Annotated in this window: 10 protein-coding genes; 2 read left to right on the forward strand and 8 right to left on the reverse strand. The window is 36.3% G+C overall.

Features of this window, described 5'->3' with window-relative positions:
- Positions 1–14 precede the first annotated feature (14 nt).
- Complete coding sequence (locus tag ULVI_RS09710) at positions 15–854, forward strand: 1,4-dihydroxy-2-naphthoyl-CoA synthase (RefSeq protein WP_068592241.1); 840 nt, start codon at positions 15–17, stop codon at positions 852–854.
- 53 nt (positions 855–907) lie between these two features.
- Here ULVI_RS09710 and ULVI_RS09715 read toward each other — a convergent pair whose 3' ends face one another.
- Both ULVI_RS09715 and ULVI_RS09720 read right to left on the reverse strand, forming a co-directional pair.
- On the reverse strand, positions 908–1,828 hold the full coding sequence (locus ULVI_RS09715) for a sterol desaturase family protein (protein ID WP_068592242.1): 921 nt from the start codon (positions 1,826–1,828) through the stop codon (positions 908–910).
- A 260-nt stretch (positions 1,829–2,088) separates the two neighbouring features.
- Positions 2,089–2,721, reverse strand: coding sequence for an SDR family oxidoreductase (locus ULVI_RS09720; RefSeq protein WP_068592244.1), 633 nt, complete (start codon positions 2,719–2,721; stop codon positions 2,089–2,091).
- A gap of 211 nt (positions 2,722–2,932) precedes the next feature.
- On the opposite strand from ULVI_RS09720, the gene ULVI_RS09725 reads away from it, so the two are divergent.
- A complete protein-coding gene (locus ULVI_RS09725; RefSeq protein WP_157632604.1) occupies positions 2,933–3,859 on the forward strand; it encodes a hypothetical protein in 927 nt (308 codons plus the stop codon).
- An 87-nt stretch (positions 3,860–3,946) separates the two neighbouring features.
- On the opposite strand, the gene asnB is transcribed toward ULVI_RS09725, so the two are convergent.
- From asnB to ULVI_RS09750, 6 genes are all read right to left on the reverse strand, one after another.
- Entirely contained in the window at positions 3,947–5,647 is a 1,701-nt protein-coding gene (gene asnB / locus ULVI_RS09730) for an asparagine synthase B (RefSeq protein ID WP_068592248.1), read from the reverse strand.
- Positions 5,648–5,936: 289 nt separating this feature from the next.
- Positions 5,937–8,351, reverse strand: coding sequence for an alpha-ketoacid dehydrogenase subunit alpha/beta (locus tag ULVI_RS09735; RefSeq protein WP_068592250.1), 2,415 nt, complete (start codon positions 8,349–8,351; stop codon positions 5,937–5,939).
- A 269-nt stretch (positions 8,352–8,620) separates the two neighbouring features.
- Positions 8,621–8,764 carry a hypothetical protein gene (locus ULVI_RS15445; RefSeq protein WP_157632605.1) on the reverse strand — a complete coding sequence of 48 codons (144 nt, stop codon included), beginning with the start codon at positions 8,762–8,764 and terminating at the stop codon, positions 8,621–8,623.
- Positions 8,765–8,773: 9 nt separating this feature from the next.
- Entirely contained in the window at positions 8,774–11,587 is a 2,814-nt protein-coding gene (locus tag ULVI_RS09740) for a gluzincin family metallopeptidase (RefSeq protein WP_068592251.1), read from the reverse strand.
- Positions 11,584–12,339 (reverse strand): T9SS type A sorting domain-containing protein, encoded by a 756-nt coding sequence (locus ULVI_RS09745; protein WP_068592253.1) that lies wholly within the window; start codon positions 12,337–12,339, stop codon positions 11,584–11,586. The genes ULVI_RS09740 and ULVI_RS09745 overlap by 4 nt, the downstream gene beginning before the upstream one ends.
- A gap of 60 nt (positions 12,340–12,399) precedes the next feature.
- On the reverse strand, positions 12,400–12,831 hold the full coding sequence (locus ULVI_RS09750) for a hypothetical protein (protein ID WP_068592255.1): 432 nt from the start codon (positions 12,829–12,831) through the stop codon (positions 12,400–12,402).
- Between the last annotated feature and the right edge of the window lie 13 nt (positions 12,832–12,844).

Here is a 12,844-nt window from a genome sequence, read left to right on the forward strand (position 1 = left end):
TAAAATTACAAAATATGAACGCACCTGAGTGGAAAACAGTTAAAGAATATTCAGATATTACGTATAAAAAGGCTAATGGGGTGGCCCGTGTAGCATTTAATAGACCAGACGTAAGAAATGCATTTAGACCTAAAACAACTTCAGAATTATTAGATGCATTTCACGATGCGCAGGAAGATACAAGTATTGGAGTTGTATTATTGTCTGCCGAAGGTCCTTCTTCTAAAGATGGGGTGTATAGCTTTTGCAGTGGGGGAGACCAAAAAGCTAGGGGACATCAAGGATATGTAGGAGAAGATGGGTATCATCGTTTAAACATTCTTGATCTTCAACGAATGATTCGTTTTATGCCTAAAGCTGTGATTTGCGTAGTTCCTGGTTGGGCTGTAGGAGGTGGACATAGCTTGCATGTGGTGTGCGATATGACTTTGGCAAGTAAAGAACATGCAATTTTTAAACAAACCGATGCCGATGTAACTAGTTTCGATGGTGGCTACGGAAGTGCTTACTTGGCAAAGATGGTAGGGCAGAAGCGAGCTCGTGAGATCTTTTTCCTCGGAAGGAATTACAGTGCACAAGAAGCTTTTGAAATGGGAATGGTGAATGCCGTAGTACCACATGAAGAATTAGAAGCGACCGCTTTCGAATGGGCACAGGAAATTTTAGCGAAATCGCCAACTTCTATTAAAATGCTAAAATTTGCAATGAATCTTACCGATGACGGTATGGTTGGACAACAAGTTTTTGCTGGAGAAGCTACGCGATTGGCATATATGACAGAAGAAGCAAAAGAAGGACGTGATGCTTTTCTAGAAAAAAGAAAGCCTAATTTCGATAAAAAATGGTTGCCTTAGTTTCTATAATTAGTAAATAAATTCGTGATAACATGTGAAATGAATTTACTTTACTAAGCAGCTAACTTAAGCTCTTTACGAATCTGTTTTATGGTTAGTGTACTTCCATCATGACTCCACCCTGGAGGTCCAAAGATGTACATGAATTTATGGTACCAATTTCTAGACTTTTTAGTGTCCTCCCAAATATTCTTATACTCATGAGTTAAAATAACATAGAGATTATAAGAATTTGGTGGAGTAGATACTCCATACGAAATCGCTACATTCTCGTCTAGCTCTTTCCATGTACCAAAAATTCTGTCGAATATGTTTAAAAAACCACCATGATTTTTATCCATATACTCGATATTACTAGCATGATGCACTTGATGCATGGTATGGGTATTTACAAAGTGCTCTAAGAAACCAAGGTTTTTTATATATTTTGTATGAAGTTGAAATTGCCATAATGCTTCAATTCCTAGACACACTACGAGCATTTCGGGTGGAAAACCAATTATAACGATCCAAACATAAAAAAAGGGTTTGTAAAAAATTGTAAACCAACCATTACGAACTGCCGTCCCTAAATTAAAATTATCTGAAGAGTGATGCACAATATGAGCGGCCCATAAAAAGCGAACCATATGGTTTTGTCTATGAAACCAATAATACGTAAAATCATCTAAAAGCATGCAAAGTATCCAAATATACCAAGCGTAACCAAAAGACTCATATCCTAAAATGTTAGTTCGAACTCCATCCACAAGTGGATTAAAAATTTCATAAGCAAACACAAAAATAAAGATCATAGAAACTGCCTTAATCAATGCTCCGAGAAAAACAGAACCAATTCCTAACAATAAGCTGGCAGTTAGGTCTTTCCATTTGTAAAGATATTTATCGTCAAATTTTTTGCTGTAAGTAAGTTCTAAAGCAATAAAGCCTAAAAAACAAGGAACGCCGTAAACTAACGGGTTGGTAAAATCCATAAGGTATTTTTAAATGCGCCAATGCCAAAATTGGTTAAGGTCGCTTCGGGTAAGATAAAAATTTATTTTGCAATACCTAACTATTACATCATAAAAGCACTTTAAAAGTATTTGTGCTTTTTTAATTATTGGTATGATTTTTTTTTTCGTTACCGGATAGTTTAATAGTTTTAAAAATATCAGAATTTTTAAAGTAAATAAATGATTAAAAAAAAGTCGAAAACAAGAAGGCTTTCGACTTTTTTTTAAAAAATTGAGATTTATGACCGGACCTGGAATTCTTCTACCGCATTTTCAATTTTATTTTCTCCAGATAGTATTTCGAATGCCTGATTTTTTGCGACATTCATGTCTAGGCTTTTAACCAAAGTACGTGCTACATCTTGTCTAGGAATACTTCCTTGTTGGTTTAGTTTTTGTTCAAGTTGAATCTTTCCTGTTCCTTCTTCATTAGTTAAAGATCCTGGTCTCACAATGCTGAAGGTCAATCCACTAATATCTAAATATTGATCTGCATTTTGTTTTGCCTGTAGATACTCTTTAAGTTCTCCTTGAGGTTGATCTGCTCCCATAGAACTTAACATAACAAATTTTGAGATTCGTTCTTTTTTCGACGCATCAATTAATTTTTTAGCACCTTCCTGATCTACGTTAACAACATCGCTACCACCAGAGCCTGCTGCAAAGATTACTTTGTCTATTCCTTTTGTGGTATGTGAAATATCTTCAGTAAGATTTCCCATCACCGTTTCAATTCCTTGCTGCTCAAAATCCTTTTTCTGAGAATCTTTTCTAATCATTGCTACAGGAGCGTAATTCGATGAATTTTTTAATAAGGTGATTATTTTTCTTCCGGTAGTGCCTGTTGCACCTGCTACTAATATTTTTTCCATATTAGCAAGATACTGTATAAAGAGTTTTATAAGTAACTGTTTAACGTGACCTTAATACTACTTTAATCATTATTAACAGTAGGTTCTTACACTTGTACTTAACTAGTGTTGGTTGAGTAGTTATCGCTTTAAAAATTAAATGTAGGAATTGTATTACAGTTTTGTTTTTTTAATTAATTTTGCATTTTATCTATTTAATTATTATTTAGCATTGAAAAAGCATTTTTTCTTAGCGATACTATATTCTATATTAATAGTTTATGTATTGGGGTATCTTTCAATAGAGTTTTTTGAGAACTATGGGTGGACCTTGTTTTTATTAGCTCCACTATTATTAGGTTTTCTTCCTTCATTTATAGTGTCGAATAGAGTTACAGTTACTAAAAAGGAATCTTATATGATGGGATTTATAGCTTTATTCATTGCTTGTATTGCACTTCTTGTGTTAGGTATTGAAGGAATTGTATGTATTTTAATGTCTCTTCCGCTTTTCATTATTTCAACGCTCTTGGGTATTGTCTTAGTTCACCGCGTCAACATTAGGAATATAAACAACCCTAAAATTATATTAGCACTTATAGTAGGATATATATTTGCTTTTTTCACACTCGATTATGTAAATTATACAGAAGATCTTATTCCAGTTACGTCAACTATCGTAATAGAAAATTCTATAGAGAAAGTTTGGGGCAACGCAATAAAAGGCTCCCAATTCTCTAAACCCGATCTATTGTTAGATAAATTAGGAATAGCGTATCCTAAAAGTTCTCAATTTAAAAGCGAAGGTATAGGTGCTATTCGTGAATATAATTTTACTACGGGAAGTTACTTACAAGCGGTTTCTAAATGGGATCCCCCTTATATAGTTGAGTTTAATACCAAAGAGGCTCCTATACATATGACAGAAAACAATCCTTTTTGGGAAATTTCTCCAACACACTTATTTGGTTACTTTGTTTCAATTAAGGGAGCGGTAAAATTAACGGAGCTTTCGTCCAAAAAAACAAAGGTTGAAAACACTACATGGTATCAAGTACATATGACTCCAATTCCCTATTGGAAATTATGGTCTAATGGGGTTGTTAAAAGATTTCAGAAAGCATTTTTAGAAAATTTAAAAGACGATTCTGAAAACTAATTCCTAATAAAAATTAAAGCAATATACTTTCAGAAGAATTCATATAAAAACGGTGCCGTTAATTTCTACAACACCGTTTTATAAAAATTATTTAGCATATGCTTCATCATGAACATTTGCAACAGCCCGTCCACTTGGGTCGTTCATGTTCTGAAAACTTGCATCCCATGCCAATGCTACAGGACTACTACACGCTACACTAGGTACACTAGGTACACTTAGCGCAGCTGCATCACTCGGGAAGTGCTCTTCAAAAATAGAACGATAATAAAATTCTTCTTTACTTGTGGGTGTTTGGATAGGGAAGCGGTATTGTGCATTTGCCATTTGATCATCACTAACCTGCTGGTTTACCATTTCTTTTAATGTATCGATCCAACTATAACCAACACCATCACTAAATTGCTCTTTTTGTCGCCATGCTACACTTTCAGGAAGCATATCCCCAAAAGCTTCTCGTAACACCCACTTTTCCATAGCTTGCTTGGTTTTAGGTCCATCTGCTTTCGCTCCTGTAACAATCATTTTATCTTTAGGATTTAAACGCATTGCGACATCCATAAATTCTTTATCTAAAAAAGGCACACGTCCCTCAATACCCCAAGAAGCTAGCGATTTATTTGCACGAAGGCAATCGTACATGTGTAGTTTATCTAATTTCCGAACGTTCTCTTCATGAAAATCTTTTGCAGAAGGGGCTTTGTGGAAATACAGGTACCCTCCAAATATTTCATCGGCACCTTCGCCACTTAAAACCATTTTAATACCCATAGCTTTAATAGCTCTCGCAAGCAAAAACATAGGTGTGCTGGCACGAATCGTAGTAATATCATACGTCTCGACATGATAAATAACATCTCGAATGGCATCGATACCTTCCTGAATCGTGAACTTCACCTCGTGATGCACCGTACCTATATGATCTGCCACTTTTTGTGCAGCGGCAAGATCTGGAGAACCCTCTAAACCAATAGCAAAGGAATGTAACTGTGGATACCATGCACTATCTTTGTCGCCAGTTTCAACTCGTTTGTCAGCATATTTTTTAGCCAGAGCAGAGGTGATAGACGAATCCAGACCCCCAGACAGAAGTACTCCATAAGGTACATCGCTCATTAATTGTCTGTGAACTGCCGCATCTAATGCGTCTCTAAGATCTGAAATACTAGTTTCATTTTCTGCAACGTTGTCAAACTCCATCCAGTCACGTTTCCACCATCGTTTTAACTCACCATCCCGACTGTGTAAATAGTGTCCTGGAGGAAATAATTCTATTTTGGTACATACTCCTTCTAGTGCTTTTAATTCTGAAGCCACATAAAATGTTCCATTTTGATCCCATCCCATATATAACGGAATAATACCCATATGGTCACGAGCAATTAAATATTCATCTTTTTCAACATCGTATAATGCAAATCCAAAAATACCATTAAGATCATCTAAAAAATCAACACCCTTTTCTTTGTAAAGTGCAAGGATTACCTCACAATCTGATTTGGTCTGAAACTGATACGGTTTTTTTAATTCTTTTCTTAATTCCAAATGGTTATATATTTCGCCATTAGCCGCCAAAACAAGATTTTTATTTTCCGAAAACAAAGGTTGCTTCCCCGATGTTGGATCCACAATAGCCAAACGCTCATGAGCCATAATGGCTTTTTCATTATTAAATATTCCACTCCAATCTGGTCCACGGTGACGAATACATTTAGCCATTGATAACACCTTAGGTCTTAGTTGTTCACTAGATTCTTTTAGCTGAAAAGCACATACAATTCCACACATAATTCTTGATTTTATTTGGTTAAAGTTGATTTTCTAAAAAACATTTTCTTATAGCTACAAAAAAAAAGCCTGTCAAGAAAAAACTTGACAGGCTTATATATCTCGACAAGTTTTTGTTAAGGCATATAATTATTATTATTTGATACGTTTACTAACATCTACTTGTTTTTTTGTTGCTTATTGAATTGCTAATGTAGGAAAATAATTTAAAGGATCTGTTTTTTTTTGAAACTATTTACCCATTTTGTTTTTCTCTCGCTCAAAAAGTTTCCTTCTAAATTACTGAATGCTATCTTAGTTTAGGAAAACTAGAAGGGTTCGTTTCATGCATAATACCATAAACAGTTTCAAAGACATCCTCGATTGAAGGTTTAGAAAAATAATCTCCATCGGTTCCATATGCTGGGCGATGTGCTTTAGCAGCCAATGCCTGAGGCTTACTGTCAAGATATTTATAGCCACCCTGAATATCTACAATATGCTGTAAAATATAAGCAGAAGCGCCTCCAGGTACATCTTCGTCGATTACTAATAAGCGGTTTGTTTTCTGCACACTCTTTACCATCTCGTGATTTAGGTCTAAAGGAAGTAGCGATTGTACATCGATAACTTCAGCGTTTATTCCTACCTGTTGTAATTCTTTGGCAGCTTCTAGAACGATGCGAAGCGTACTTCCGTAGGAAACTAATGTAATATCGGTTCCTTCTTTAACGGTTTCAACAACACCAATAGGAGTTCTAAATTCTCCTAAATTAGTAGGCATTTTTTCTTTGAGTCTATATCCATTTAAGCATTCGATTACCAATGCTGGTTCGTCGGTTTCTAAAAGTGTATTGTAAAATCCAGCTGCTTTGGTCATGTCCCGAGGTACTAAAATATACATACCACGTAATAAATGAATTAGACCACCCATTTGCGATCCACTATGCCAGATCCCTTCCAATCGATGTCCTCGTGTACGAACAATTAAAGGAGCTTTTTGTGCCCCTTTGGTACGGTAGCGTAAAGTAACCAGGTCATCGCTCATAATTTGAAGGCAATACAATACATAATCTAAGTATTGTATTTCAGCAATAGGGCGTAAGCCACGCATAGCCATTCCTAGTCCTTGACCCAAAATGGTAGCTTCTCGAATTCCGGTATCACTTACTCGCAACTCCCCGTATTTCTCCTGCATTCCCTCAAGACCTTGATTTACATCACCAATTTCTCCTGCATCTTCACCAAAAATTAATGTATTGGTATGTTTACTAAAAATAGCATCAAAATTATCTCGCAATACTACTCTTCCATCTACCTCTTCAGCATCTTCGTCGTATGTTGGTGTTACTTCGGAAACTGTTGTCGCATTTTCTTCGGCTTCAGAATAAAGATCTGATGAGTATTTGGGTTGAATGATCTCAAAATAATTTTCAATCCATTCTTGAAGCTGTTTCTTTTCAGTAGAATTTTCACCAATTACATAGCGTAACGCTTTTCTAGCGGAAGAGATTACGTCTTTACGAAGCGGTTCTTTTTCCGAAGCAAGTTCATTTTTTATTTTTTCAATAAAATTTTTATTCGGGGAGCTTTCAGCAACATTTCCTAATAATGTAACGGCTTCCTTTTGTTCTTGCTTTTGAGGAGCTAGAAATTTTTCCCAAGCTGCTTTTTTACCTTCACGAACCTCTTTCTTAATAGTTTTTTCTATTTCGATAAGTTCCTCTTCGGTAGCCATATCGTTGGCTAGCATCCATAAGCGCATTTGTACATTACAGTCGTATTCGCGTTCCCACGCTAGACGATCTTCGCTTTTATAGCGTTCGTGCGATCCACTGGTTGAATGTCCCTGTGGTTGTGTAAGTTCTTGAACATGAATTAGTACCGGGACATGCTCTTCCCGAGCGATCTTTCCGGCATTCTGATAGGTTTCGATAAGGGCAGGATATTCCCAACCTTTTACGCGCATGATCTCATATCCGTTTTCATCTTTGTTGCGTTGAAACCCTTTTAAAATCTCCGATATATTCTCTTTGGTAGTCTGGTGTCTCGCATGAACAGAAATTCCGTACGCATCATCCCACACACTCATCACCATAGGTACTTGTAAAACCCCTGCAGCATTGATAGTCTCCCAAAATAATCCTTCACTAGTACTTGCATTCCCAATGGTTCCCCACGCTACTTCGTTTCCATTAATTGAGAAGTTTGTCTTGTTTTCGATGCCTTTAACGTTTCTAAAAATTTTAGATGCTTGCGCTAATCCAAGTAAACGCGGCATTTGTCCTGCAGTAGGGGAGATGTCTGCACTACTGTTCTTCTGATTTGCAAGATTTTTCCAACTTCCGTCAGAATTTAAACTATGTGTTGCGAAGTGACCTCCCATCTGTCTTCCAGCACTCATAGGATCTGAATCTAATTCGGTATGACCGTATAAACCAGCAAAAAATTGTTCGATAGTTAACTTCCCAATTGCCATCATAAAGGTTTGGTCGCGATAGTACCCACTTCGCCAATCACCGTTTTGAAAAGCTTTCGCCCAAGCAAGTTGTGGCACTTCTTTACCGTCTCCGAAAATTCCAAATTTAGCTTTTCCCGTTAGCACCTCCCGACGCCCTAATAAGCTACATTCACGACTGGTAACAGCGATTTTATAATCGGTTATCACTTGTGCTTTAAAGTCTTCAAAAGAAAGTTCGGTATTGGTCTTTGGGTCTGTTTGCATATTCGGAAGTATTTGTTGTAAAAATAGCTAAAAACACGAAGCAAAGCAACGTTAAAATTTTAGTTAATTCTTAGTGAAATTTATAGTTTACTGATAATATAAAAAATAATTTAGGCTTAATGTACCTTTTTCTAAGAATCGAAAATGAGAATCCAGAAATTAATAGTAATATTTCAAAAAAACTAAGATGCTCTTTTTAACTTGTTATAATTTAAAAGAATCCATCTTCCCAATAGTAAAAAAGGAAATCCGTGTCACATTACATCGAACTAGTCTGCAGCATCCATACTGTTCGCGCCTCCCACGATCCATTTTAATTTTGCCCAGATAGGTGGCCCTGGGAAAAAAGGAGCAAACCCTAATGTTACACTAAGAAATATAATTAGCTTTATATTGTTTATTAGAGCATTCACTTAGATGCTTTAATACCACTCTCTTGTAAAAAGACTTAAAAGTGTTTTTGGACTCAGAGTAACAATAAATCTAATTTTTTGATCATAATCGGGAAGGTTTGGCTCGAACCCTAGATTTGAATACATTGGGAAATACAATTCGAAGTAATCGGCCACTAGGCTTAGACGAATCCCACTGTCAAAAACTGCTTGTGTCCCTGTACCTTTGTTGTGAATTAAACCTGCATCCCCATAGGCATAGATCCATTTCCATATATTGGTACTGGCATTAATTGTAGTGATCCAACTATCTGCGAAAGCAGGCTCCAGTTGCGATTTAAATCCACCTTCCGCTACAATAAGTTGTTGACTAAACAACCCAGTATCTTCACTTCTTCCGTAGTAATTGTAATCGAATAAATAATCACTTGGGCGGTCTAATGCAAAATTAAAGAAGTTGCCATCTTTTTGAGTGTCATTAAAGATGAAAGCCCCTGCGTACATTCTTAGATTTAATTGTCTATTGTTGTTAAACAATTTACGGTACTCAAAAGTTGCAGAAACTTTACTGAATTTAGACGAAACTTGATAATCAACTTCTCCTCGAAAATAGTTAATAAGATTCGGATTCGAATAAACATATTGCACATCGAGAACGCTGTAATTAGGGTCTTGATCTGGATCATTAGGATTTTCATCTCGCAACACATTAATATTTCGAATATTAATAAACTGCTTTTCGTTATCACGGAGATCACGATTGCGAAAGGCGAACGTCATAAATGGAGTAAAACGTTTGTAAAATAAATTCTCATCGTAACTATAATAACTACCTGAAAGTCCGTAACGCATTGAATACAATCGGTCTTGATCTAGTCGCTGAGTATAAACGACCGATCCGTTTCCTACCAAAGTTTTAGAGCGGAACCCAAATTGAGGTTCCAGTTTGTAATGAAGTCCTTTTGGTAAAACGGTTTTATTGTATAGTTTAACTCCTGCGGTAAGTCCGTCGTATAAATTATACTCAAAGATTGGCATAAAAAACAATTGGTTGTATGCTGGGTCTTCCACATCTTGAAACAACCTAAATTGTATGGGGCGATTCAACAATCCTTTTACGGCTTTGTAGTTATTTCTTTGGTTAAATTCGGTGATCTTTCCTTCGTAATTAAGAACTAACTTTCTTACATCTTTAGCGGGAACTGTAATTATTTCATTGTTTGAAATAGGACGCGACCACGTTTTAAAAATGATGCTGTCTTTGTTGATTCCATAGAGGGAAACGGGCAGCGTATTGCCTTTTAAGTTTTTAATTTCAACCTCTAAAGAATCTCCTCTGCGAGCTACCTTCTTTATTTTAAAATCTATCGTAGTTCGTGATGCGGTATAATCTTCAAAAAACCAATCGACAGGTAATGTGGTATTTTCTTCAATAGCACGCTGAAACGCATACGATTTAATTGGAGTTGTTTTATTTTCAGAAAAAAATGATTTTATACTTTTATCGAGCGTGTCTCCTCCAAGATAATCTGCAAGGTAGATCAACCCCGAACCTCCATAATAATCGTTGGCAATATTCTTGTTGAATTTTGTCAACGAATCACGCGGCGTGGTTATCTTTTGGTGCAAATTATTACGCGCCATATTTAAATAAAGCAGCGGGTATTGATCGTTGAATTCTAAATCGGCAGCATGTGCCCACCGAATGATCCAAAAGTCACTTAAATCCCCGATAATCTTCATTTTTGGGTAATGAACATCTACATAATTGCGCATTAAATAAATTTGTAAGGCACCAATTAACCAAGCATCTTCCCGTGGGTGCAATGCGAGTGTATTTTCTAAATAAGAGCGAGTAATGGTTTTAAGTTGCTCCATATCATATTCAAACCCGTCGGGAAACGGACTAATAAAATCGGGCAATTGATTAAGACCATAAACGGGGCTATTTCGGTACGCCTCATCACTTACAATTAATTTTTTAAAAGGATAGCTGCCTAATTTTTCATCTAAGAAATGAACCACTCTATCTGTAAACAAAGCTTGCATTTCACGGGATACCTTCGCATCTTTTCTGTTAGTTACAATAGCTACTTTATCTGTTTTAATAGTTTCAAAAATAGGTTGTTTATTTAAAAACAAAATCGCTTTCATCCGGTCGTTTCCGCGAAGCTGAGTAGTTCTCATTCCCTTGTTTACTTCCTGAGAAATCTCATCCAATTCTGAAGTAAGTAAATAGCGTTCGGGAGCGGTAAATGTGATATTAAATTCTGAAGGTTTTAAATAAAGATCATCTGTATTTTTATTGCTGTAGGCTTCCCAACCATAGTCGTATTCGGCAGGAGAAATATACCAATACCGAAGCCTATAGTTGTTATCCTTGTCAACCCCAAAGCGTGTAAATTTAACATCGGGAACTTTTACAGTATACGATATCGTAAACGTTGCTTTTTCTCCAGGCATTAATCCTTTACGAAGCGCAATTTTTAAAATGTCTACCTCGTCGCCACGCTCCCATACCAAAGGACTATTGTTGGTATCGATTACAGTATGTATGGTTGTATTTCCACGATCATCGTTTTTTTCAAAATGAAAAGAACTATCGTAATTTTCACCAAAGCGTTTCGCTAGTGGGGTTTTTTTGTTAGAGAAACTATTCGCCCAATCATTAAAATAAAGTGTGTCTAAGACTACGGTAGAATTATTTCTGAAAACAATTTCTTGTTCTATCGCAATTGTCTTAGAGTCTGGATCTAATACCGCGTTGATCGTGATGGGTTGTTGCGCCGATACAGAGCATGCAATACCACAAATAATAACAAATATGTATGAGGTTAACTTCAAAAAGATTTTATGAATTTTAGGGTTTGCTGGTTGGGAAGGTTGGTGTGAATATAATAAACTCCTTCTGCAAAATGTGAAATATCGATCTTAATATTTTCTGAATGTACTGAACTTCTTTTTAATATACTCTGTCCTAGAACGTTGTAAATGGTAGCTGCAATAGGTTGTGTTACTTCTGAAGGGATTTCAATTTCTACTTCTGTAGATACGACTGAAGCTCTTAGTTTGACCTCAATTTCTGAACCTTCAAACGCAATGGTACTTAATAAAATATCTTCTTCAGTTTCCAACTGCATAACCACTGGAAGATGATCACTCATGCTGTACAAACTATTCCGAAGAGACTGCGAAAATTCTCCTACGCAAGAACTATCACTAATGTTATTGTTATAACAATTACCGTTGTTTCCGAAGGCTTTATAACTACCTTCCACATAACGTAATTTCGGATTCGAGGTCATGTTCTGTGAGATGGTGATAAAATCGAAACGATCGTCTAGACCACCCCCAGCACCTGCGCCAAAAGGCCCCGAACTTATACGAGTACTTTGTGTATGAATGTCTTGAAAGTCGATATTATTATTCCAGGAACCGGGCGTATCTATGGGGTCGATCATTACAATCGTATTGGTAGGATCGAGTAATTCTTGATAGGCGGGCTCGTTAGAAGTATAGACATTAAAATCTCCTGCAAATAGTACAAAAGCGTTGGGGTCTAGGGTTTCTAATCGTTGGGTAAATGTATTTACCATGTCTAAACGTAGCGCTCTGTTATCTGGACCTTGACTTGATTTTAAGTGGCTAACAAATACTTAAAGAAAAACAGGTTCGGCTTGTTGATTTGCAGTATTTAGCTTCAGTTGGTAATGATTAATATCTCGAACAGAAGTTTGTAATATTTCAGAATTTTCTAACGAAAACACATCGTTCTTAAAAAATATTAATTGTTGCAGATTTGCTTCCCCAGAAGTATTCGGCACAAATGAAGCTCGTGAATATCGGTTTCCCGAATCGTTTAAAGAAGTATTCAATATTAGGTTTGCTCCTTGTGAACTTTGCAATTCACACACCATAAAGAGATCGGGTTCGTATTGGTTTAAAATATTTTGCAAAATCTGTTCTCGTGCCCCTGGTAGTGCTTCCGGAAATTCGAGCAGGTTATAGAACATGGTATTGATCGTATCTTGCGCACTTGCAGAAATGGAAATACCTAAGAATAGGGTAATTGCTATATTTTTAAACATACAGGGGAGTAGT

Origin of the sequence: Cochleicola gelatinilyticus, from assembly GCF_001637325.1 — a bacterium.
In the GTDB taxonomy this organism is placed as follows: domain Bacteria; phylum Bacteroidota; class Bacteroidia; order Flavobacteriales; family Flavobacteriaceae; genus Cochleicola; species Cochleicola gelatinilyticus.

What these genes read in the sequence shown, in the direction of transcription:
- ULVI_RS09710 (WP_068592241.1), top strand. Translation starts at nt 15, where the DNA reads ATGAACGCACCTGAGTGGAAAACAGTTAAAGAATATTCAGATATTACG.
- ULVI_RS09715 (WP_068592242.1), bottom strand. Translation starts at nt 1,828, where the DNA reads ATGGATTTTACCAACCCGTTAGTTTACGGCGTTCCTTGTTTTTTAGGC.
- ULVI_RS09720 (WP_068592244.1), bottom strand. Translation starts at nt 2,721, where the DNA reads ATGGAAAAAATATTAGTAGCAGGTGCAACAGGCACTACCGGAAGAAAA.
- asnB (WP_068592248.1), bottom strand. Translation starts at nt 5,647, where the DNA reads ATGTGTGGAATTGTATGTGCTTTTCAGCTAAAAGAATCTAGTGAACAA.
- ULVI_RS09735 (WP_068592250.1), bottom strand. Translation starts at nt 8,351, where the DNA reads ATGCAAACAGACCCAAAGACCAATACCGAACTTTCTTTTGAAGACTTT.
- ULVI_RS09745 (WP_068592253.1), bottom strand. Translation starts at nt 12,339, where the DNA reads ATGGTAAATACATTTACCCAACGATTAGAAACCCTAGACCCCAACGCT.
- ULVI_RS09750 (WP_068592255.1), bottom strand. Translation starts at nt 12,831, where the DNA reads ATGTTTAAAAATATAGCAATTACCCTATTCTTAGGTATTTCCATTTCT.